Origin of the sequence: Oribacterium sp. KHPX15, from assembly GCF_900107835.1 — a bacterium.
Classification (GTDB): Bacteria; Bacillota; Clostridia; order Lachnospirales; family Lachnospiraceae; genus Oribacterium.
Genome location: NZ_FNRG01000021.1, coordinates 23,504 through 48,433 on the forward strand (window position 1 = coordinate 23,504; position 24,930 = coordinate 48,433).

The following is a 24,930-nucleotide window of genomic DNA, read 5'->3' on the forward strand; positions in this document are numbered from 1 at the left end:
AGTAATCCATCCGGGACGGTTCTCGCCGGCGAAAACCGTCCCCGGTGGGTTATCGGCATATATTAATTAAATAGAAAAAGGTCATGAGCGACTGCCCATGACCTTTTACATCTTACGGATTACTCCGCATTTTGTTTTTTCTTTTTCTTGTAGACACTAAGCCATGCGCCCAGTATCGCAAGTGAGAAGACTGCTGTGATTCCGTAGATTGTCATATGAGACATATCTCCGGTTCCCGGACGTCTGGCTGCTCCGAGAACTCTTGGCTCCTCCGGCATATCTCTGTCGGCACCGAGAACACTTCCTTCATCAGGAGTTTCTCTGTCAGCACCTTTAACGCTTCCGCCTGAAGGTGAACCCGGATCACGTGAAGAAGATCCGTTTCCGCCTTTTCCTCCGCCGGTTCTCAGTCGGTTGGTAAACTCAACCTCTGAGGTCTGTCCGTTTTCAAGATAAACTCTTGCTGCCTCGATTCCGTTTCCGGTCACAGCAACCTGACCATAGGTCACGGATGAATATGAAGTATCGTAGCCGCTTACACTCTCCTCGGAAAGAACATAGTAGATACGCTTTCCATCTGCTGTATATACCGGAACATCAGCCCAGACAGCTGCATCGGACCAGTTATTGGCTGCTGACAATGTTACTGTCTTTGATATTCCATCAATGTTTATCTCATTTTCCTTTCCGCCTGTAACGGTAAGTGTCTTGAGATTTACCTTGATTTCTGCAGGACGTCTGTTTTTGCTGTTATTTTCATCATCCCAAACCTTTGAAACTCTGAGTGATCCGGTATCCATACGGTTTGTAATGTCCGTGCGGAAACCTGTTTCGGTCTTTTCGGTTGTTGATGTATAAACATAAGCACCGACTGTTCCCTTTACAAAACCATCGTCCTCAACATTAACTTTGCTTCCGTCAGAGAGAATGATACTGCTCTCAACTGCACGGTAGCTGTACTCATTGCCATCCTTGTCGAACCTTGGAAGATCCTTTACGGTCCAGCTTGAATCTGTCTTGTTGATCACATGAGTCATCAGTGATTCTTTACCATCAACAGTTTCGTAAACATTTGCCCAGTCAGCTGCTCCGGTCTTTCTCTGGAGTACAACCTCGGCTCCTGTTACACCATCTCCGATTCCGGCAAATTCATTGTCCCAGTTCTTACGTACGACGATATCTACAGGGTCAAGTGTGTTCTTAATGCTGAACTCCCACTTCTCCGCCTCGTTCTTCTCGATGGAAGACTCGGTTGCAAGAGTGATATCACCTTCGTAACCCTTAACCTCTGTTTCTTCAACGCTGTAGGTGATTCTGCTTCCTACAAGTCCCCTCTTATAAGCAGGGAGTCCTGTCCATGAAGCCTTCCAGCCGTTTGAGGCTTTGAGTGTTTCAGGATTGGTTATCTTCTTGTCCTCGTCATATGCAAGTTCCAGATTCGTGACTTCTTCAGTCACTTCGATGCCATCTTCATTTGTATAAGTAGCATACAGTGTAACCTTGATTTCCTTAGGTCTGTCGCCATACTTATCATCCATATCATCCCACTTCTTTACAGCATCGATATCTACTGTACTGATTCTGTGGATATTGGAGTAAGTACTTATGGACATCTCCCCTTCGGTAAGATTGATTCCGACGTCTTCTTTCGGCTCTGCCTCGAGAACTTCATCTGCAAAGCCTAAAAGATCAAGTACCCATGTTGCTATGTTACGAACCAGATCAACAAAACCATCGACTATTCTTTCGATAAATGTCTCTGATTTAATTGCCCTCATCTCATAATGTGAAACTTCATCTTCTACTGCTCTGTAGCTGTATGCATCACCCTTGGCATCTTCTACAGGAAGCTGTGACCATGTTGCTATAGACCACTGTCCGTTACCTGCCTCAGTCTGATTTGTAATAGTTCTGTCAAACTTAGCCGGTAACTGTGTCCATTCACCATCCCCGGTTTTACGCTCCAGGTGGAATGTAACTTCCTCAGGACGTAAACCGTCACGGTTCTCATCATCATCCCAGATCTTGGTGATAGCATAATCACCCTTCTTCAGGATATTGCTGAGTGTAGCTTTCTGCAGTCTGTCTTCAGCCTGTTCTGTCTCTCCTATGCTGTAGTTGTAGCCTCCGACAGTATTTTTGGTGACATTAACTTTGAGATTCTTTACCTCCTGTCCATTCTTATCGTAAATTATAATATTTGTTTCCTTTGCCCTATAAATGTATGGAGTTCCCTTATTGTTTCTTACAGGAAGGTCATCCCATTTATAAGTGTAATCATTATCCTCGGAAAGAACTTCAGAAACAGTAGCTATGTTCTGTCCATTCTTTGCATTAACAGCAAACCAGTTCTCACCATCGTATGAATACTCAAGTTCAACATTTATATGTCTCTTGTACTCTTCATTTGCATTGGTAGGATCTGTATCTTCTGTATCCCAGGCCTTCTTTACTATGAAGGAAGTGGTTGCAAGCTTGTTTGTGAACTCAACTATTGTAGAGTCTGTTGCTATAGCAAATTCATTTGTTGTGTTTGAATCGTTTTCATCTGCACGAACCAGGTTAGTGGCATCATACGAAGGAAGTTCAACTTCCTTGTCGTCTATAACAACGTACTCCTGAACAGTGTACTTAATAACTGTTCCGTCTGCATCGTATATCGGAAGCTTTGACCATGAAGCCTTATAACCGTTTCCGGCGCTAAGTGTTCTGGTCTCTTCAGATATAGATTTCCTACCGGACTCATCTTTCATGTCTACGGATGCTGTAAGTCTTACGTTGATATCTGTACGAAGTCCGTACTTATCATCCATATCATCCCAGTTCTTGGTTACAGAAATGCTTCCCAGTCTGAGACTGTTGGTGAAATCTGATTTAAGTACTTTCGTGTAAATGTCTTCGGACTTTTCAGGATCAGAGTTCTCCGACCTATATTCGTAAGCCGTTGTACCTCCTTCCTGATTGCCGGTACTCTTATCATCGAGAGTCACCTTGAAGTCATCATCCTTGAGAACTGTTCCGTCCTTAAGAACGATAGCCTTCTCAACTGCTCTGTATGAATATTCACTGCCATTAGGATCCTTGGCAGGTAAGTATTCAAAAGATACAGTCTTGTTCGCTGCTGCATCAGCATGTGAGAGTTCTGCGCTAAGTACCTTGCCTTCGCTCATCACATCTGACCACTCACCGTCACCCTTTCTTCTCTGAAGCTCGAACACTATATGATCAACCTTAGAGTCGAAACCACGTACTTCATCCTTCCATGTCTTGGTAACATCAAGTCTTGTGAGATCAAGTGTGTTGGTTACGGTTGTTTCGAAGTAGTAAGGATTCTTCTCAATGATTTTGCCATTTTTATCCTTGATATCCTCAGTTACATTGTAAACTGATTCAACCTTACTGAATTCACCAAAGCCTGTTCCATTGGTTTCTCCCTCAAGTTCTCCGGAAATGCTGTCAGGATTCTCGACAGTTCTCACAATCGTGCTTCCGTCTGCACCCTCAGGATATGTAACCGAGTACTCCACAGCACGGTACTTTATCTCATGATACGTATGATTTACATCATCGTAAGCATAAGGGAAAAGTCCTGTCTTCTCTGCAATACTGTAGGCGCCTGTCTCCTTTCCATTTTCATCCACTGTTTTCCAGAATACAGATTCCATTGTCACCGGAATATTTTCGTTGGTATCCGGATCCTTCTCTTTAAGCTCAAGTCGCTTCCATTCGTTTTTACCATCCTGGATCTGATAGTAAATATGGTATGTGATGGTCTCAGGTAAAGCTTTCTTATTGTAGAGTTCCAAAAGCTTTTCTCCTGAAATCTCCTTATTACCCTTACCGGTCTTAAACTTCTTGACCGCATGAAGATCAATGGTCTTGAATACGTTCTTTCGGCCGGTAACTGTAACAACTTTACCGCTCTCATCAACGACTTTACCGTCAGGTGGATTGGTTCCGTCTACACCGCCGTCAAGATATACCACTCCGTCAGGTGTATTCTTTACGCCTGCACCTCCGTACCAGAAGCTGCCGTCTCTTGTCTCAACAACAAACGGAGCATAATCCTTCCAGCCTTCAGGTTTAACCTCTTCTACATAGTATCTGTAGTAGTAACCTCTTGTTGGCTCATACTTCAGAAGCTCACTTATTGTAGCAGTCCATCCGTTAGCCTCATTAAGAGTGAATGTATAATCCTGATCGTCTTTTTTGATTAATGTTCTGTTATCTGCTGCCGTACTGTTGTTGTGATACAGTCTGTAAAGATTGAAATGAATTTCCTCAGGAAGGATGTTGATTCCATCATATCCGCTATCCTTAGTATCCCAAAGCTTTAAGACCTTAAGTGGCTCACGGTCCTTTCTATAGGTATTGATGATACCTGCAGCACCGTTACCCTTACCGCTGTCAATGTCATAGCTGCCATCTACTGCGACATCATATCCATCCCAGCTGCTGTCATGACGGACTACCTTTCTTTCTTCAATAGTACTTGTTGTTGCCTTCGCAGACCTGGTTTCATCAAAAGTAATTTTTGATGAAGCTCCGGTCTTCAGGTTTTCTTTCGCTTCAAGTTTTGCATGACCATTCTCAAGAATGTAATTACCATCCTCGTCAACGGCTACAGAAGCATTGTATACATCATAAGCTCTGGTGTAAGGTACTTTTCCGCCATCGGATGTCTCCTCAACCTTTTCAGAAATCACATACTTATATGGATTAAGGTTTGGTGCGTAGTACACCAGATCATTCCACTCAGCATATGCGTATCCCGACTTATCAGGATCGTTCTTGTCAATCTTATATGTCAGCTCCTGCTCATCAAGTATCTTACCGGTGCCGTTAATGATATTACCATCTGCATTCTGGAGATATCTGTAAAGACGAATGGTGATCTTAGGCATATCATTGCCATGAACAGGATCCAGATACTTCTCGTCATATTCATTTTCGGGTTTGAATCCATCCCACTTCTTACAGAACTTGACTGAATAGTTCTTGGTCTCCTTGTACTTATTGACCGCCTTGATACCATTTGTCAAAGTATCATTTTCCTTTACCTCAAAGTCATAGGCTGCATGCAGAACCTTTATTCTTTCTGCTGTTTCCTTTTCTCCTTTCTTTGCGTCAAGTATGGAATACGTATCCGCTTCCTTTACAAAATATGTGTAAGGACGTCCTGTATTATCATACTTCGGTACATATGCCTGAACCTTATTTTCATCATTTTCGGTTTTGTTACCCTTGTAGAATGTGAAGTTTCTCTTATAGAGTTCATTTGCTCCCTCAAGTATAGCTACGAGATTGTTGTCGGTAGCCTCGAGATCCTCCTGACCCATAAGATCCCTTATTATGTCATACTCAGGAACCTTTTCTTCCTTTGGACTTCCCTCCGGTTCTCCGTAAGGTCTTCTCCAGAGTTCGAGTTCTACATCCGGAAGATTCTTATTGCTGTAACCATCCGGAAGGTTTTCATAAATCTTAACACCGCTAACTGTACGCTTGTTTCTCGGTCTGTTAACAAGTGTACCGGCATCATCTTCATTAAGTTCAACCTTCGCTGCAACTATAGTCTTGCCATCATACTCAAAAGTCTGAAGCCTCTTATCAAGATATGAATAAGTTGCTATGGTTTTTGAAAGATCTGTATATTGCGGAGATCCCTCAAATGCACCTATCTCTGCATACTCGTTGGTATTCTCAGAAGCATAAGACTCACCGATATAGTAGTCATACTCGTAGAATTCCTCGGTAAATCTTGACTGAGGGTTGTACTTTACCTGCCACCAGTTATGAGCCTTCTGATCAAAACTTGTTGTATCCCAGTCGTAATCGATGTAGCTCTTCGTATCGAGAAGCTCAACATGATCTACTTTATTCTCATCTGTGTATTTACGATAGAGATGGGAATAGATGTCCGGTCTGTCATTATCTCTGTCATCGTAGTCATCCCAGAACTTATTCACTACAGGAGTAATAGTTGCTGAGAGAGTATTCTTGATGGCAAATGAATACCTGTCACCTGTATGGTGATCTTTTCCAAGCTCGAATTCAGCAGTATTTCCGCTCATTACATAAGCGTCTTTATACTTCTTTGCCGCATCCTCTCTTCCTGTCCTGTAAATGAATTCCTCGTACTTATCCTCAGAATTCTTCACAAGATGTGGATTATAGTCTATAAGCTCACCCTTATCATCGTACTTACGATATGGGCCAAGCTTAGCTGACCAATCATTGGACTCGTCCAATGTTACATCAACTAATTCATTTCCAACCTGTACCTTCAGCTTTAAGGAATCCGGTCTGGAAATATCTTTCATACGACCGTCAACCCATTCTTTTTTGATGTCAATGTATATAACACCGACTCTTACATTGGAGATTGCAAAGTCAAAGTTTCTGTTACCTATTACATTACCGTCTTCGTTGTACTGGTAGTTGATGTATCTGTTGGTTCCGGACTCGTCCTTCGCACTCTCACTGTTACAGATCAGTACATCGTAATCATAGAAATCACCCTGTACGAAACCGTAATCATCATCTTCATACTGCTTTTTCTGAAGCTCTGAGAAAGTCTCCTCTTTACCTTCATACTTATTCCAGAAATGTCCAAGGTAGTAATCCTTGTTAGAGAAATCATCAACGATGGTTCTGCCGGCACCTATATAGTAGTGAACCGGATTATCTCCCATATAGGTTTCTATAACACGAAAATCACCTGATGTTGCAGTAGGGCTGTAATCATTATCTCTCCAGGCAACAAACTGATCATGAACCTCTGACGGTATCTTCATAAATGAATATTTTGAATATACCTCATCATTCGGTGCTATATATGACGGTGTACCAACTGAATTCCATGTGCTTTCTCCGGCTGCCTTATACTGAAGTTCAAAGGTTACCTTCTGCCTTTTCTGAGATTCCTCTCCATCAAGCCACTCCTTATAGACAGTTATATACTCACCTTTACCGAGATTGTTGCTGATTCTGATCTCGTCAACAAGATATTTATCCCTGTCTGCAATATACGGAATGATATCAGTATCACTTGTACCGCTATAAACCTCCTCTGAGATTATATTCTCATATGTCGGATTATATCCGCGATCCATGGCATCCTCATGTTCGAAAACAGAGTATGTGTATTCAGCGCCCTGAAGATCATATCTTGGAAGCAGCTTTTTATCTCTGTAATAATTTATGAGAGTTTTGTTATCGCCTTCAACAGCCTCCTCTGGAATTTCCATGGGACTTTCGAATCTGTCAACGATAATTACATCAGTAAAATCCTGCTGTAACTGGCTAAGATCAGTTATTTCCTTTGAAACCAGATTACCTTCGCCGTCATAGCTCCTGATTATGCTGCCCACCTTGTAGGTTTTACTGATAACACCTATCTTTTCGTTATCCCGGAAAACATCAAAACTAACTGTTGCTTCTTTTCTTTCGATATCACCAAGTGAAATTCCTTCAGGGAATCTCTTGGTGATCTTGACCTGTGCATTACCGACAAGTCTGTTTGTGATATCGACATTTACATTACCGTCGGCATTAACCTCGGTTTCCATTTCCTGTACATATCTGTATCCATCAGCTGTCAGATAATATATTGGGCCATCTTCAATTTTTATCTTCTCGGCAGCCTTGAATCCCTCCTGATCATTCTCATCTGCCACCTTGGTTGAAACATAGCCTTCATCTACATAGTAGTAAAGTCTTCTTCCCTCTTTATCGTACTTATCCAAAGTCCAGCTATGACTCTTTGACTTCTGCTCAGAAGAGAATCCTGTAAGAACTGAAGTTGATGCCAGCTTTACCTTTCCATCCTTGTCACGGCTGTAAACATTGAGCTCAACCTCTGCATCAATATCCTGTCTTGCAGTTGCAGTCCAGGTCTTGGTTGCCTTAACAGTTACTTTATCAGTTATGAGATTTACGAGCTTCTCGCCATTAAGTATGAATTGTCCGCCATGAAGAGTGGTATCGTTTGGATCCTCACTATCAGGTCTTCTGATGAGGCTTCTTACATAGCTGTTGGAACCGCCTTCTGTATGTTCCTTTCCTATATAGATAAGCTGAACACCGTCACCGTTATATGCTGAAAGTGCACCGCTGCCTGGAATCGTCAGCTCATAGAGCTTGTTCTCACCGTTATCGATATTCTTTACTATAGGAACATAAACCTGATCCTGGATAGGAGATCTGTAGGTCCATCTGTCTTCACTGGTTCTTGCATATCTGTAGACAAGGATGCTTGCCTTAGGTCTTGCTTCGACAATATCCTGTGTAGCTTCATCCTTCCACAGCTTATACATCACATAGTCTGTATCACCGGCAAGTATGTTAACGAGAGTTCCGCCATTATATACACCATTGGTTTTATTGGAGGCATTTCCAACATTATTATATGTTGGTTCATAACGACGATTGGTTATAGCATTGCCTTCTTCACCTGTAGTTCGCTCAAGTCCGGTAATCTTTTCCTGAGTCAGATAATAGTGAACATTATAGTCACCCTTATCGTAAGCATATCCCTTAACCGTTACAGTCCAGGTATTATCTCCGTTATCTGTAACTGTAGCTGCGCATTCCTCATAGTCTGAAACCAGATAGTCTTTTTCTTCCTTATCCTTCCAAATAACAGACATTGTAGCAGGATGATCGGCATCACCCTTTACAATCTTATAAAGAGAAACATACTGCTTCCAGTTTTCGATAGATGGTCTGTCACTGCCAAGTTTATCTATATCGTTCCACTGTATGGTTGTAGTGAATGTCTGGATCTCATAGTTTCGAAGAACACTACCGTTTGGATCTTCGTCACCATTCTCATTCTCATACTTACTGAAATAATGCTTCTTTAACTCATCCTCTTCAGCAAGACGATACCTGATATTTGTCTCAACTGTCTCGTTACGCACAACGGCGCCGGTATCGTTCTTTTCACGTATTACATCTACCTTCTTATCAAAAAGAACATCTTTGAAATTATATACATATGATGTCTGAGTTTTAACGATATTGGCATTCACCGGTAAAGGAACATTAGCCTCAGAATAACCAAGTTCCTTCATGGCATCAGCATCAAGTTTTTTCCACTCCGTATAATCAGGACCTAAGGAGTACTCAAGATACATGTAGCTGCTTACATCCACATCCTTGTTGCCCACAAATTTGTTCTTTTCTTCAGGAGTCTTTCCGCCGTCTTCCCAATACTTCTTGACAGACTGGTTTGTACTTCTTCCTTCAATGAAGAATATGTTTTCTTTCTTATTTGAATTCTCCTGTTTTCTTAAGAGATCGATAGCATTAGTTTCACCTATACCGGTTATCACCTGATATTTGGTATCATCTGTTACATCAAGGTACATTCTTAATGTCTCGTCATCTGACTTAACAGTAAAACTATACTCTTTCTTATTGGCATCCAGTTTGATCGTTAATGTATCATTTTTATATGATGATCCACTGGGCAGACCACTTACGCTGACAGCCCTTCCTGCGGCTGCGTCACGATCCAGTATTTTAAATGTTAAATAAGTAGGATTGTTCTTATCGGAAGATACCGGTACATTCTCAAGCTTGAGATATACAGGATATTCTATATACTCCGCATAGGTAAGTGTAAGTACAGCGTCTTCAGTAAGGTCAAATGTTCCCTTGCTTGTCTTGTACTGGAAATCGCTGAGCTGTTTGATATTTGTATAATCTGTATCCCCTACTCTGAGGCTCGCACTTCTGTATCTGTATCCGCTTACTGTAAAGAGCTTCGAAATATCCGTAAGTGTCTTGGGATCTCTCGAATTTGCAGTATATGCAGTGATAGGATTCTTCTTTTCAGTATCCTTTTCATCATATATTTCTACAGTTAAATTGGGGACGATATAATCAATCTTAAATTGATTGTCTGCTTTAAGATTGTTTTCATCTGTAATCTTCGCAGCAAGTACGATATTGTTTACTGCTTTGTTTGGAGTTACTGCAGAAATCTTTGCATCTTTGCTCTTTGTGATAACACTGAAGCTTGCAACATTTGCAGAAACCGTGATATCCAATGTTCCTTCAGAGCCGGCAGTGTACGGTGTATCTTCCCCGCCTTTTGTTCTGACGATTACTTCATCTCCGGCTTTAAGATCCTTTAATGAATAAGTAATAGCATCATCGTCAGCGGCCTCAAATGTTTCTCCGCCCTTCTTTATCTCTTGTCCCACACTATATGCGTAGGTTTTTACATTAGTAATCTCAAAAGATGTAGGCGCATCCTGTTTATTGGAAAGAACCTGTCCTGAAATCTCTCCGGTTTCGGAAACCATGGTATAGTCCTTATTCTGGTACTCCTTAGGATTGATTGACAGAATGTCTGTAACGGCGATAGTGAATGACACATCGCTTGCGTTAACATTGAATTCCTTCTTATCATCGTTCTCTGATGTAACAACGAGCTCACGTGTTTCACCATTCTCACCGGTGATAACGATAGTTGCCTTACCGCCATTACTTCCAAAACCGGTAAGCTCATATGTAACCTCTCCGGTGAGATCTTTCGTTGTCTGCTTTACATAGAAAGTATCATCGAGAGCCCAGCTCACGCTCTTATGCGTAAGTGTTCCATCAGTTTCTCCGGAAACTGCCGATATCTCGCTTGATGTAGCACGATAAGTAACTCCGTCTCTTGTAACTTTTGTAACAGCAAAAGACATACTGTCGGAATCTGATATAAGTCCAAGAGCAGTTTCAGCCGGTACATCATCGATTACTGAGCCGGTTTTATGTTCATTATAGAATTCTTCAAGTGCTGACGGGTCAGAGGAAATCTGTTCTATAAATGTCTTGAATTCATCCTCTGTTTCAGCAGCATCATAATTTGCAGCAACATTTGAACCCTCTGCACCTGTAAGCTCTACTGTGAGAGTATCTCCATCTCTGGAACTAAAGGATTCACTGGAAAGATCTGTATAGTATCCCTTAACCTTCGCTTTATCGGAATAAAATGCGATTGTATATACAGAAAAGTCCTCTGTGTTTACACTGAGTTCTCCGTCTACGGATACATTGATACTGTCATCCGATTCAGGTGCATCCTGTCTCTCTTCATCTACAGATACATTCTCGGGTTCCTCAGCCTTAACAAGCTCAGGTGCCTCAAGTTTCTCTTCCTGATCGGCACCACTTACGAGATCATCCCATGCTTCAAAAATGTTTTCTATAAATGATTCTTTATCGTCATCAGCTTTAGCTGCCTTTTCGACATCTTCTTTATCAATATCCTTGAAGTGATAAACGGAAATGTACTTGTCTTCTGACTCAGCCGCATCAAGGATCTTCTTTGACTTGAAGGTAATGTTTACTTTTCTGTCACCTTCTGTAACAGGATCAAGTTCCTTTCCTTCAGCATCAACAACCTTGATATCATAAGACAATGTGCTATCGATAACCTTGTCATCATCCAGCGCCTTTTCTACCGCCTCATCTATCTTTAAGTTGTCTCTGTCCTTAGTAATCTTCTCTACCTTAAGGCTGCTGTCATTGGGGAATACTCCTGCGGGAGCCGCAACCACGATTTCCACATCGTCGTCTGACCATACAGCCGAAAACTCTACGGCCGCCTCTTCCAAAACCTCTACGCTTATTGTCGGAAGTGAAGAATCAAACAGGACATACTTATCCTCGTCTTCTACTTCAGAAGTAAATCTATATATGCCCGGCTCATCAGTATCATATTCCCCTCCGAAGCTTGCATCATTCTCCCATGAAAGAGGAAGCTTTATAACAGAGTATCCGTCGAGGTCAAGACCTGTTTCCTTTTCTATATTTTTGATAGATGGTTTATCCTTAGAGGACAGCAGTTTCTTAACCTCTTCCCGCTGTTCATCCGTTATAAAGTCAATATTCTTGCTTATAACTGATTTTGTTGCCTCATCGAGGGTTGAAACCGACTCATCATCAATCTCGCTTATGGATGCTTTTTTTGTATCTGAATCTGCCGCTTCATTGACTTCGCTTGCTGATGCATATTCTATACTTATGTCTGCATCATCATCCTCGTCTGTCTCTGCATCCGCATCTGCATCACAGGCCAGTGCAAATATGGTCTTTGGCAGATCGAGACTTGACTCAGGTGTGCCAAACTCAACAACCTGATACGCCACATCTTCCGGCAGGTCGGCCAATGCCTTTACTGCATAATGCGATATGGAACGTACGGCAGACGGGCTTTCCATCGCATAGCCCGTGACCCCGGCACTTAATCCGGAATCAACAACCATAAGTACGCACAATACCAATGATAGTAATTGCTTCGTTAACTTATTCATACTACTTTCCCCATTTGTTAAATGATTCTTTGCCCCATATGACATATTTCTCCAAAATGTCGATTCATTTTAGCATTAAAAGAGTTACAAATTAGATTAAATTTAATGCTAATTATTAAAAAATTTTAAACAAACTTAGTAATTTTTATTAATATTAAATGCCGCATGGATGTATTTAAGTTTTTGTGTTATTTAGTAAAACAAAATAATGATAAACCGATTTACCAAACATTTTTAGAAAGCCACCGGGGACGGTTCTCACTGGCGAGAACCGTCCCCGGTGGCTTAAGACATCTTCAGTTATGACCGTTTTTTATATTAAAATCATTCCTTATTCGGAGAAAAAATATTACAATATTGTATAAACAGGTTTTTTAACGTCGTGATAATTTAATACGAAATCTTTATTTACAAGGGGAGTGTATATGGGTAATGTAATGAACTTTAAGTGTCCCTGCTGTGCAGCGAAACTGGTCTACAACGGAGAGGTACAGGAAATGGCTTGTGAGTATTGCGGCTCACAGTTCAGCATGGAACAGATAAAAGCTGCGGAGGAATCTCTGAAGGATGATGCCGGCGGCAATAATATGGTATGGGACACACCGGATCAGCAGATAATAAGTGATGAAAACGGAAAGGTACAGGGTTACAGATGCCAGTCCTGCGGAGCCGAGATGGTTGCTGACGAAAATACTGCCGCAACAGAATGTCCGTATTGCGGAAATCCTTCCATCATACCTCAGTCCTTCGAAGGTCTGTACCGTCCGGATCTGATGATTCCCTTTGCCGTAGGTAAAAAACAGGCAAGCGAAAAACTTAAGGAATTCACAAGAGGCAAAAAACTCCTGCCGGATTCCTTTACAGCCGGAAATCGTATAGAAAAGATTACGGGTATTTACGTACCTTTCTGGCTCTACAGCTGCCATGCCTCCGGTTCTGTTTCCTTTGACGGAGTAAAGGCAAAAAGCTGGGAAGATGCTAATTTCAAATATGTGAGAAAGGATCACTACCATATTACAAGATCCGGAGATATGGATTTCCATAGAATCCCTGTAGATGCTGCATCCCAAATGGATGATGCCACCATGGATTCATTGGAACCCTTTGACTTCGGAAAAGCAACAGCATATGATCCCGCATACTTCTCCGGATATCTTGCTGACCGCTATGATGTAATGGAAAGTGATGCTCAGCCAAGAGCCAACGAAAGGGTCCAGAATACCTTCAGGAATAAAATGAGGGAAGCTGTAAACGGATATACGGAAGTATCACAGAAAAGCGAGAGCATAAACCTGACTGATGCAAAAGCAGAATATGCCATGCTTCCGGTATGGATGATGACCACAAAATATGAAGGCAAATCATATACCTTCGGCATTAACGGCCAGAGCGGCAAGCTGGTGGGAAGTCTCCCCATAGATATGAATAAATACTATAAGTATCTGGGTATTGCCAGCCTGATATCATTCATCATATTCTTCGCACTATCGTTCCTCATATCATCAAACGGTATAACACTTACAGGAGTACTTATTCCAGCAGTAATCGCCCTCCTCATCGGATGGCTGTACGCAAACGGCCTGAAGAGTGCAATGAACACCATCGCTCCTAAGCGTACCGCAGCGGGCTACCTGAAGGATAGTTCCCTGAAATTTGCCGCCAATGTTGACCGCTTCCTGTATTACAAAACAGAAAAAACAGAAAAGCCGCAGAACAAGAAGTAAAACCAACGATAATCAGCCCCGGGAGGAAAATTCCTGCCGGGGCTGCGTTTTGCAAACGCATATTACTGTACTGTCATAAATGAACAAGACCGGTTCTCAATCACGGGAACCGGTCTTTTAATGTCATAAGATTTAATGTTATTTCTATAAATGTTATTTTCTGTAGCCTCCGGCTGTTACCGGCTTGATTCTTTCCTTCTCATCCTTATCGCCGAATCTGTAGAACTTATTGATCAAAATGAGACTTTCGGTTCCGTCCTTGAATGTCGAGCGGAAGATGGTGGACGCACACTGAATATCGTAGTAATCATTCATAAGATTTGCATAACATTCGGAAAAATGCTTGTCTGTGGGGTTAAGCTTTGTAGTAGTATTGTCTACATTGGTCACCTCTCCATAGAAGTACTCAAAATCATCAAGGAGACTTAAGTAGGAATAATCATTTACAAAATCTTCATCATCTCCATAATAATCATAATATGCCGCAGTCAGATCTCTGGCAGTTACATATCCCTCATCTCCGTCATATACGTATAAGAAATCATCAATGGCATCTGCATAAAAATCTGCAGGGTATTTTATATTGCAGCCTCTTGAAGCAGATTTCATCATCCATCTTCCATCCTCATCATTATAAGAGAATGTAAGATCATCATCATATCTTCCGTAGGCTCTGGTTATCTTATTATCACCTGATGCGTCAGTTGATTTCTCACTTTCCGGGATATATGGAGTCAGAAGATCTCCTTCATCGTCTACAAGACGAACATTACTTGATATAGTGATCTTTTGTGGATCCCCACCATCTTCGGTCAACTCCAGTGTGTTTCCGTCAACCTTAAAGGAACCATCGGAAGTCACATCACCACTCTTGATGTCATAAATCTCATATTTTCCCGTATCATACAATGCAAGATATATGCTGTCTTCTTTTTCATACTTCCAGTTACCGGCCAAATCATCAACGGAATAACTCCGCTCTTCTCTGTCCAATGCAGCACGTACTATGGGATCTTCAGAGTTCTCATCCATTTTTTCTCCGGATTTAGTATCCGACACAGAGTCAAAATCTATATTGAAGTCTTCCTGTTCATCATCCTCCTGACTCCTGGTGTCTTCTTTTTCATCGGACTTAGACTCTTCAGTTTCTGCCGCCTCAGTACCGGCTTCTTCCGTGGTTTCTGCCACTTCGGTGACAAACTCATCCGTAGCTCCTGCCACAGGCACCTCATTAGCACCGCAGGCAGCAATGCTGAAAGCTGCGATCACACCCAGTGCACCGATAAAACCTTTCTTAAATCTCTTTTTCATTACTTCCTCCTTTTTTCATTATATTGAAATGATTTTATTTTTTTCAGGCGGCATTTTAAGGACAGGCTCAAATGTCTTCCATTACCTTTCTGCCTAAACAACACCTGAATTAGATACAATATATTCTCAGGGCTCTACACGTATCCAGTCTGTATAGTAGGTGTTCTTATAAACATCTTCCAAAATAAAGTGAATAACGGTTGAAGGGTCCTCCATGAGCATATACCCGACAGTTAACCCTTCCTCAGGAACAGTGACCCTTTCTCCCATCATACATGGGGTTTTTTCACCATCGTAACTGTGAAAGAATGATACGTAATCCAGCGTATCTCCTGCTTTAAGCTGTTTGAGATTTCGTATTCCGTCCCCTCCTTCTTCGTCCATTTCTTCCACTATCCAGTATCCCTGAACCGTTGCCCAACCATCTCCCTCTTCCGGCTGAACAAATTCCACGCGGATCCAAATGTAGTCATCATCATTGAGAATGGCAGGAATATATCCATAGTCATAAGCACTTCCGTCTGTCCTCATTCCCAAATCCTGCATATAATACGGAACGAAAACATCATTAAGTGTTACCCAGGAATTGTCATAGCTTGCGATAATGTTGCCGTCGCCTGTGTTTTCTTTCCATATGTCAATTCCCATTTCCATATAACCTTCGCCGGTATCCAGCCACACCTCAAGTCCGCAAAACGTCATGGTATCCAACTGTTCATGGGTAATATCTATCACATAGTTTCCGTCAACTTCCCTGTAGGGAATTAATTCCGGTATTTTGGTATCTGTCTCCTCTTCATAGAGCCTTGCAATATCATTACGGTACCAATCCTTTTTGGTATAGCCGTTTCCTTCTTTTGTTTCATCATCTGCCTGTGCCATGATAGTACAGAAGCTGGAAAGACTTTCTTTGTACGCCGGATCATAATTCAATGCATCGAAAACCGTGATCATCTGATCGAACTTCTCAAGGTTTTTATCCGGAAAGTACATGGCCAATCCATTTGCGCCCTTTATATTGGACTTCTGATAGATAACCGCATCAGAAACTGCTTTCTTCAGTTCCTCCTTACCCGAAAGCTCAGTCTTTTCCAGAAAATCTATGATATCCACCTGCTCATAATTGCCGTCGCCAAAACCTCTGGCATCACTTCTTGCTTTTGCTATCCGGCTGTACTCCCGGTTTTCCACTGCTGTTTCCGAATTTTTTGAAAAATCTATAAGTGCATCGTACACCTTTCCGAATTTGCTCAGATCCAGCAGGGAAAGTGTGTAGTTGTCACCGCTTTCTTCATTGGAAGATGCAAAATCATCAACTATCTGTTTGCCAAACTTCTCCGGAGAAAGCCCGGGATCCTTAAGCAGCATTTTGACCCAGTCCGTGTAATACCATCCGTTTCCCGGCTCCATTTCCTCTGATGCTATAAGATAATCTGCATAAGGAGACAGCATATATGCGGTTTCCACAGTCCCCATGAGGCAGGCATCAAAACCGACAAAATCAAAATGCCGGCCTACCGCTTCAAAGGCTTTCTGCATCTGCTGAAGTCTCATCATGTAACCTGAAAACTGTTCATCTGCTCCGAAACCAAGCATCGATCCGCCGCCATGATTCCACAAAATGATGTCATAATGATCTGCAGGATAAGCATTGACACCCCAGTACATAAAGTCGGCCAATGTCTCCGGCTTTGACATATTGGCGAGTTCCAGCTCGTCCTTCGGAATCAGATCATCAGCACCTATTTCGAAACGCTGGAGCTTGTCTGAAGCTATGTTAAAGTCATCGCTCCACTGTTTACATCCCCCTGTCTCTACCAGGATTTTTACACCGGAATCATCAGCTCCCGCATCTCCCAGGGCTGCCTGAATCTCATGAATATCCTTTGTTGCCAAATGATTCTGTGATTCCAGATTTGAGCCCACCATGTAGATGAGAACAACTGTATCCAGGTGCCCGTCATATACCTCTATCTCCCGATCTGACAATTTCAGCTTCTTATCACCGGAGCTTTCTTCAGAGCTCTTCTTTCCCTTAAGACCTCTTGACATATCTTCCGTCTGACCGGTTTCTGCGGAAGAGGAAACGGATTCTGCGGACTTGTTACAGCCTGAAAATATAAGCATGGAAACGGCAAACAATACAAGTCCCGATTTCCCGATTTTCCTGATCATAATGAAAGCTCCTACTCTTTAAAATCCGGTGTTTAATATACCTACGGTTTTTGGCGCCGGCCAAAAGGTGTTTAACGAAATGTATTTTCGTACATATTTTCACGATCACGTTCTGAAACCTTTACATTACTTTAAACTAAAACAAATATTTTTTCAGCATTATAATTTTGGTGGATTTTGTTTTGCGTTTGTAAAATTTATTATAGCATCACGCTTCACATCCAATCCGATATAACAAAGCCGGTTCTCTAACTCGAAAACCGGCTTTATCCATTAATTCAATATTTTTCAATTTTAAACCTCTGTTATATCTGACAGGCCGGGGCTACCTCTATACCGTACCCCATGGTTTCTTCAACACATTATTTTTTCCAATGCCGTCGCAATCCCATCATGGTCATTATCCAAAGTAATCATGTTAAATCTGCTACGCAGATCTGCGGGGGCATTTCCCATGATGACCGGTCTTCCGACTGTTTCCAGCATATGAAGATCGTTATAGTTATCTCCGAAAGCAATTGTGTTTTCCAGTGCAATTCCCTTTATCCTGCAGTACTCATGCACTGCACTTGCCTTGGTTATTCCCTTCGGATTTATTTCCAGCAGGATGTCAGATGACTTTGCAATGGAAAGTTCAGGGAAACTACCTTTCAGACTTTCTTCGACCATATCTATGGTACCGGGCTTGCAAAACAGCAGCACCTTTCCTATCTTTTCGTTATCCGAAAACAATGAAAGATCATAACCTGTAGGAGATGCTTCAACTATTGCCGCTTCATTTATTATACCCGGATCATCCTTGCTATTTGCAATCCATTTTGCAACAGAATATGCACTCCATGCTGCAGGGAGTTTTGCAATTCGTACCTGTTCAAGTATCGCTTTCACAATTTTTATATTCATACCCGCTTCATATATAATGCTGCCATTTTTGTCTCTGATAACGGAACCTCCCAAAGCAATTACCGAGCAGCTGAGATTGTATCTTCGAATGATGGGTTCTATGCCTGATATCCCTCTTGAGGATGCAAGAACCAGCTCCCTTCCTGAGTCCGTCCAGATTTTAAGTGCAGTAACCGTCTTCTCTGATATTCTGTGATCAGAGTTAAGAAGCGTTCCGTCTATATCTGTAAAAATAACCCTGTATTTGTTTTTTTCCATATATTATCCTCATTTTCTGTTAGTGCTGGTTTAAGTCATTTTCATCTGATACATAGATACAGATCTAACCGACTCCGTAAAATCCCGCTTTCGTCGTTTATCTCTTACCTGCAGGTTTCGATCTAATGGACTCCATAAAAACAGAGCTACGGGAACAATTATACCATCGCTCCCATAGCCCTGTGTCTTTCACATAGTAGCGTATCTCATTATTGTCTCTTCAGAGAACTCGTCCTTTTGCAGCTCACCTGTGATTCTGCCCTCATTCATAACGCAGATTCTGTCGCAGGTTCCTATCAGTTCGGGAAGCTCCGAGCTGACCATAATGATGGAAAGTCCCTGTTCCAAAAGTGAATTAAGAATGGTATAGATTTCACGCTTGGATCCTACATCAACGCCTCTCGTAGGCTCATCTACAAGAAGTATCTTGCAGTCTGCAGCGATCCACTTACCGAGAACCACCTTTTGCTGGTTTCCACCGGAGAGATTTTTTACATTGGCATCTCTTCCCGGAGTTCTGATGTTGAAAAGCTCTATATACTTATCAGCGGCAGCTCTTTCCAGCTTTCTGATGATCTTTCCGAACTTATTACTGTAAAGCGGCAATGCCGGAAGAGATATATTAAAAACCAGACTGTTATTGAGCTGAAGCCCTTCAACTTTTCTTTCCTCAGGAACGATTCCGAATCCTGCCTCCAGTGCCTGTTTAATGTTGTCAAATTTACACTCCTTGCCAAAAAGTGTTATCTTGCCGCCATCAATCTTGTCCGCACCGATAATTGCTCTCAGGGTCTCCGTTCTGCCCGCACCGGCAAGTCCCGCAAGACCGAGAACCTCTCCCTTATGAAGTTCCAGGGAAACATTATCCAGCACACCCTTCCTGCTGAGACCTTCAACCTTAAGGACCACATCTCCGATTTTCACATTTCTTGGAGGATAGATATCGCCCATCTCACGACCTACCATCTTTTCAACAAGCTTATCGGTATCGTAATCCTTCGTTATACCGTTCTCAACAAGCTTACCATCCTTCATGATGGTGATCTTGTTGCAGAGTTCGAAGATTTCCTTTAAGCGGTGAGAGATGTAGACAAATGATATTCCCTGCTTTGAAAGTGACTTTACCAGTTCAAAAAGTGTTTTCAGTTCCTCATCCGCAAGAACCGCAGTAGGCTCATCAAGAACTATTATCTTGGCATTCTTGGACAGGGCTTTCGCGATCTCAACCATCTGTCTTTTAGCTACGCTTAAGTTTCCTACCTGCTCACCCGGATCAACGGGAAGATTCACACGGTCAAGAACCTCCTTGGCATCTGTCTTCATCTTCGCAAAGTCTATTTTTCCGAATTTATCTGTGGGATATCTGTTCTGATAGATATTTTCCGCCACGGTAAAATGAGGCAGGAGCATGAGTTCCTGATATATAACAGCCACTCCCTTTTCGATCATAAGAGCAGGAGTCGGATGCTCTATCTTTTCACCGTCAATGATAATCTCTCCCTCATCAAGAGTATAGGCTCCTGACAGTATCTTCATCAGCGTGGATTTTCCGGCACCATTTTCTCCAACTAACCCTAATATATCTCCGTCACAGAGTTCGATTGAGAGATCATCCAGTGCCTTGACACCCGGGAAAGATTTTGAAATATGATTCATTTTTAACATGGCGTTCTCTTCCTTCACATTTTATGAGCCAGGTATCAATAGTATCTGGCACCTGCCTGTAATCGACAGCACATTGACACACATCAGTGTGCAATGTGCTGCTGCTTTAATTACTGAAGACCTGTTCCGAGGTGCTCAGCAACGTTATCTTTTCCTACAAGAGTAGGTATGCAGTTTACAACTTCATCCTGTGGCTGGTTTGTAAGAACATTATATGCAGCGATCATAGCTTCCGGAGACATTGTAGGATAGATGATTGTGAATGCCATCTGTCCGTTCTCTACCATCTGGAATGCAGCCTCTTCACCGTCCATACCTGTGATAAGGATGCCTTCACCATCACGTCCTGCAGCAACTACAGTCTCAGCAACAGCTTCTGCCATCGGATCGTTGTGGCAGTAAATTGCCTGGATTTCGCCTTCACCATACTTCTGAAGCATGTCTTCCATATATGATGCAGCCTTAGCGGAATTGAAATCACAATCCTGTGAATCTACGATCTTCATATCAGGATACTTTGATGCTAATGTCTCTTCAAAGCCTGCCTGACGATCGATAGCAGCTGATGAACCTGTAGTTCCGCATACTTCGATGATATTGCCCTTGCCGCCCATCATCTCAGCAAGCTTGTCTGCAGCCATAACGCCCATTTCCTTGTTGTCGGCTACAACCTTTACGGTAACAGGTGTATCTACTTCACGGTCCATAGTTACAACCGGGATACCTGCATCCATTGCCTCTTTAACAGCATCTGTCAAACCGTCTGATGTAAGAGGGGATACCATGATGAGATCAACACCTCTGGAAATAAGATCCTCAATGTTGGCAGCCTGTGTTGCAACATCGCCCTGTGCATCTGTCTCAACCCACTTAAGGTTAGGATAATGATCCTTTGCATAGTCCTGGTTTCTTTCCTTGATTGCGATTGTATATGCAGCATCGGTAGCTCTCTGTGCATAACCGATTGTAAACTCTTCGTCTCCGCTTGGTTCACCTGTTGATGCTGCTTCTGTTGATGCTGCTTCTGTTGCAGCTTCCTTGGCTTCCTCTTTCTTTGTCTCAGCTGCAGTTTCCTTTGCTGCAGTTGTCTCAGCCTTAGTCTCAGCCGGTGCGGGAGCAGGTGCTGATCCACAACCGTATAAAGACGCTACCATAACTCCGGTTAATAATGCTGACAATACTCTCTTTTTCATTACTTCCTCCTTATCCTGTAAAAAAGATACATTAAGATTTTTGACGAATTGATTCGTCGGGTTTATTTCACATCGGGTCCGGTTCTGAAATGTCCCATCCTCATCCCGAAAGCAAAATCCTGTTAATCTCCATACCGCTGTCGTTCTGTCAGCGGCACAAATAGTCCTGAAATACTTTTTTCTCTGTTTACTTTTTCTTTCTTGCAGAAATTCCACCGAGCAGTACGGCGAAAATAACTATCAGACCCTGAACTATGTTCTGCATGTAAGAATTGATACCAACCAGGTTCATAATGTTTGACAAAACCGTAAGCAAACATGCACCTATAAGAGTTCCTGATATCTTACCGACACCACCCATGGTAGATATTCCACCGATATAGCACATTGAAAGTGCATCCAACTCGTAGCCTTCACCTGCAGTCGGGTCGCAGGAAGAAAGCTTAGAGGTAAGAACCAGTGCTGACATGAAGCATACAAATGCTGTAATGATGAAGCATATAAGCTGTGTCTTTTCAACATTTATACCGTTAAGTCGAGCCGCCTCACGGTTATCACCGATGGCGTAGACACTCCTTCCAAACCAGGTATAACGAAGGATATAAAATCCTATGAGGAACATTACCACGAAAATGATCACAGGTACCGGAATGAATCCGACATATCCCTGACCGATAAACTTGATGTCGATTCCTGTGGCTCTCCAGTTCTGAGGTGAACCGTTGGAAATGTATTTTGCCAATCCTCTCAGCGCTGTCATGGATCCAAGTGTCATGATGAACGGAGCAAGCTTTCCTTTTGAGATACCGAGACCGTTCAGAAATCCGATCAGTATGGCAACTACCAGTGTAACCGGTATTGCGATCAAAGGATTCACATTGTTCTTAAGCATCTGCGCGATCATGATTCCGTATACCGCAACCTGAGATCCTACCGAAAGATCAACGCCTCCTGTCAGACATACAAAAGTCATTCCGAGAGCAATGATTCCGTTTATGGAAATCTGTCTCATGACATTTATAATGTTTGCTCCCTTTAAAAAGCTCGGACTTACAAGTGCTCCAACAATACACAATACAATAAGTGCCCACAACGTCCCCATCTCAGAAATCCATTTTTTTGATGAATTCTCTTTTTTTGCGAAGCTCATATCATTTCTCTCCTTAGTACAGTAAATCTTTTTCTCTGTCACGTTCTGTATATTTGACGGTTTTAGGATATAAAAAAAATGACGCCGGTATAAGTACCAAACGTCATTACAATACAAAACAAATATCACTTATTATGATGACAAATGTCACTTGAAAAATTACATTCGTCATAACAGTTCAGTCGGTGGACCTTTACCATTTGTCATTTTCAGTTATTGATGGTTTTCAGGAAATTGTTAATGTTTCTTGCCTGAATCACCTGCTCCATACGGATATTGGCATCACTTTTCAGGATTTCATTAACAGCAGCATCAACTGCACTTACAGCTTCATTAAAGCCGGAGAAACGCTGAGTGAAAAAAGCCTTCTGCATAGTATATTCCAGGGCTTCGATGTTGGGGGAAGCAATACCTCCCAGTCTTATCTCATTTTCTTTTATGAGTTCAGCCTCTGTCACATCCCTGCAAACAGATATCCCTTCCGAAAATTTAAATATCTCAGCCTGAACTTCTTCATCACAGGTAAGCATTTTCATAAATTCCCAGGCTTCGTCTTCCATAGGCGTTCCCGAATACATGGCAACTGAGATGAGCTCAAGAAGAGACGCATTGTCACCGTCCGGTCCTGCCGGCATGGTGAGATAATCCCAGTCAAAATCCGCATAACGGCTTGCATGAACCGGATTGCTCAAATATGTTCTGTAGCTTGAAAAGTTCATTGGCTGAAAGGCAACATTGCCACGTTCAAAAGAAATATCCGCGCTTCCGGTACCTCGATTCAGAACATCCAGCTGATCAAGGAACATAAGCGCATTATATACTTTCTCATCCGTAAAATTACTCTCCATTCGTTCTTTGTCAAAGAGTGTCACATTATTGGAGGCAAAGGCTTCCTCCCACGAATAATCAACTACACCTGCCTGATCGATGGTTCCGTTGCCGTCAGTGTCTTTTGTGACTTTTTTGCAGATATCGTAGAAATCGTCCCAGGTCCAGTCTGAATCCGGAAGATCAATACCCTCATTCTCCAGTATTGTGCGATTTACAAACATAAGGTCGGGAGCACACTCAACAGGAAGTGAATACCTTATGCCATCTGATTCTCCTCCTGCATATGCTGCCTCATAATATTTCCCGGGATCAAAGGCTGTGTCTCTTTCTATTATACTGTCCAGATTTTTCAAGGCTCCTATATCGGAGAGCATATTGGAATCATCCGGAAGTACTATGAAAACATCCGGTGCTGTTCCCTGTATGATCTGTTCTGCCAGCCACTCGGAATAATCTTCTTTCAGGATTCCCTTCTCATAAACAACCCTGATATTGGAATTCTGCTCTTCATACTTTCTGATCATACTGTCGATAAACTTGTGCTGATTTCCGTTTTGCTGATTCCAATAGCTGTCAGAAAATACGCCCACCGTCAAAACATTTTTATGATGAAAAGGAAGTGTTCTCCACCAGTCAGTCCTCAGCAAAATAACAAAGATCAGAAGAAAAAGAGAAAGCCAATATCTGGTTTTTCTGTTATCCCACATACTCATCTTTTAGTTCCGTTCTTTATTTCTGCTGTTCATCCGATTGATCGCATCGGACTGTACTGCCCAGATCGCGAGCTGCGTCCTGTTCTTGAGACCAAGTTTGTTTAATATATTACTCAGATTATTTCTTATGGTTCCTTCGGAGAAATTGAGCTTTGTGGCGATTTCCTTATTGGAAAGACCTTCAACTATTCCTTCGATGATTGCCCATTCGCTATCCTTTATCTCCTCCAGGCTCTGTTCCGGCACTTCAACAGAATCCTTTGATTTTGCCATTTCCGAAAAGAGCTTGAGCACCTTATTGGTTATGTCGTCATTTATTATGGCTGTCCCGCTGTATACTTTTCGGATCGCTTCTATGAGCTTCTCAAAGGAAACTCCCTTCAGCAGATACCCGCTGGCACCGTTTTTTATGGCATTGAAAACATACTCATCATCATCAAAGGTGGTAAGTATGATTATCTTGATATCGGGTGTATTTTCCTTGATTATCTTGGTGCACACCACTCCGTCCATTTTGGGCATCCGCACGTCCATAAGGATCACATCCGGCTTGTTTTCTCTCACACTTCTGATAACATCCGTGCCGTTGGATACAGCATCCGTAACCTCAAAGTCTTCTACACCACTAAGTATCATTTTAAGGCTCTGACGCATCAGCTCCTGATCATCGGCAATCAATATTTTGATCATCGG

The 24,930-nt window shown here is 42.2% G+C and carries 10 protein-coding genes; 1 reads left to right on the forward strand and 9 read right to left on the reverse strand.

Translation table 11 applies throughout. The features are described from left to right. Nucleotides 1-119: 119 nt before the first annotated feature. Nucleotides 120-12,314: a Cna B-type domain-containing protein gene (locus tag BLV86_RS12240; RefSeq protein ID WP_175456539.1), complete on the reverse strand. Its 12,195-nt coding sequence runs from the start codon at nucleotides 12,312-12,314 to the stop codon at nucleotides 120-122. A 425-nt stretch (nucleotides 12,315-12,739) separates the two neighbouring features. Between BLV86_RS12240 and BLV86_RS12245 the strand changes: the two genes are divergently transcribed. Next, nucleotides 12,740-14,038: a hypothetical protein gene (locus BLV86_RS12245; RefSeq protein ID WP_049962195.1), complete on the forward strand. Its 1,299-nt coding sequence runs from the start codon at nucleotides 12,740-12,742 to the stop codon at nucleotides 14,036-14,038. A 153-nt stretch (nucleotides 14,039-14,191) separates the two neighbouring features. Here the strand turns inward: BLV86_RS12245 and BLV86_RS12250 are convergent, their stop codons facing one another. The 8 genes from BLV86_RS12250 to BLV86_RS12285 form a co-directional block, all read right to left on the reverse strand. After that, nucleotides 14,192-15,349 (reverse strand): hypothetical protein, encoded by a 1,158-nt coding sequence (locus BLV86_RS12250; RefSeq protein ID WP_090817800.1) that lies wholly within the window; start codon nucleotides 15,347-15,349, stop codon nucleotides 14,192-14,194. Between the two features lie 126 nt (nucleotides 15,350-15,475). After that, nucleotides 15,476-17,524: a clostripain-related cysteine peptidase gene (locus tag BLV86_RS12255; RefSeq protein WP_090817803.1), complete on the reverse strand. Its 2,049-nt coding sequence runs from the start codon at nucleotides 17,522-17,524 to the stop codon at nucleotides 15,476-15,478. A gap of 354 nt (nucleotides 17,525-17,878) precedes the next feature. Further along, nucleotides 17,879-18,685, reverse strand: a complete 807-nt coding sequence (locus tag BLV86_RS12260; protein WP_090817805.1) for a Cof-type HAD-IIB family hydrolase — start codon at nucleotides 18,683-18,685, stop codon at nucleotides 17,879-17,881. A gap of 189 nt (nucleotides 18,686-18,874) precedes the next feature. Then, nucleotides 18,875-20,350, reverse strand: a complete 1,476-nt coding sequence (locus BLV86_RS12265) for a sugar ABC transporter ATP-binding protein (RefSeq protein WP_031547864.1) — start codon at nucleotides 20,348-20,350, stop codon at nucleotides 18,875-18,877. Between the two features lie 110 nt (nucleotides 20,351-20,460). After that, the gene (locus BLV86_RS12270) at nucleotides 20,461-21,543 is read right to left on the reverse strand and encodes a substrate-binding domain-containing protein (RefSeq protein WP_090817808.1); all 1,083 of its coding nucleotides are present in this window, start codon (nucleotides 21,541-21,543) and stop codon (nucleotides 20,461-20,463) included. A gap of 187 nt (nucleotides 21,544-21,730) precedes the next feature. Then, nucleotides 21,731-22,693 (reverse strand): ABC transporter permease, encoded by a 963-nt coding sequence (locus BLV86_RS12275; protein WP_090817811.1) that lies wholly within the window; start codon nucleotides 22,691-22,693, stop codon nucleotides 21,731-21,733. Nucleotides 22,694-22,902: 209 nt separating this feature from the next. Continuing rightward, nucleotides 22,903-24,237, reverse strand: a complete 1,335-nt coding sequence (locus BLV86_RS12280) for an ABC transporter substrate-binding protein (protein ID WP_090817814.1) — start codon at nucleotides 24,235-24,237, stop codon at nucleotides 22,903-22,905. Between the two features lie 3 nt (nucleotides 24,238-24,240). Next, nucleotides 24,241-24,927, reverse strand: coding sequence for a response regulator transcription factor (locus BLV86_RS12285; protein ID WP_090817816.1), 687 nt, complete (start codon nucleotides 24,925-24,927; stop codon nucleotides 24,241-24,243). Nucleotides 24,928-24,930: the final 3 nt, after the last annotated feature.

Excerpts from the sequence above, each read along its gene's own strand:
- BLV86_RS12240 (WP_175456539.1), bottom strand. The coding sequence starts at position 12,314 with ATGAATAAGTTAACGAAGCAATTACTATCATTGGTATTGTGCGTACTT.
- BLV86_RS12245 (WP_049962195.1), top strand. The coding sequence starts at position 12,740 with ATGGGTAATGTAATGAACTTTAAGTGTCCCTGCTGTGCAGCGAAACTG.
- BLV86_RS12250 (WP_090817800.1), bottom strand. The coding sequence starts at position 15,349 with ATGAAAAAGAGATTTAAGAAAGGTTTTATCGGTGCACTGGGTGTGATC.
- BLV86_RS12255 (WP_090817803.1), bottom strand. The coding sequence starts at position 17,524 with ATGATCAGGAAAATCGGGAAATCGGGACTTGTATTGTTTGCCGTTTCC.
- BLV86_RS12260 (WP_090817805.1), bottom strand. The coding sequence starts at position 18,685 with ATGGAAAAAAACAAATACAGGGTTATTTTTACAGATATAGACGGAACG.
- BLV86_RS12265 (WP_031547864.1), bottom strand. The coding sequence starts at position 20,350 with ATGTTAAAAATGAATCATATTTCAAAATCTTTCCCGGGTGTCAAGGCA.
- BLV86_RS12270 (WP_090817808.1), bottom strand. The coding sequence starts at position 21,543 with ATGAAAAAGAGAGTATTGTCAGCATTATTAACCGGAGTTATGGTAGCG.
- BLV86_RS12275 (WP_090817811.1), bottom strand. The coding sequence starts at position 22,693 with ATGAGCTTCGCAAAAAAAGAGAATTCATCAAAAAAATGGATTTCTGAG.
- BLV86_RS12280 (WP_090817814.1), bottom strand. The coding sequence starts at position 24,237 with ATGAGTATGTGGGATAACAGAAAAACCAGATATTGGCTTTCTCTTTTT.
- BLV86_RS12285 (WP_090817816.1), bottom strand. The coding sequence starts at position 24,927 with ATGATCAAAATATTGATTGCCGATGATCAGGAGCTGATGCGTCAGAGC.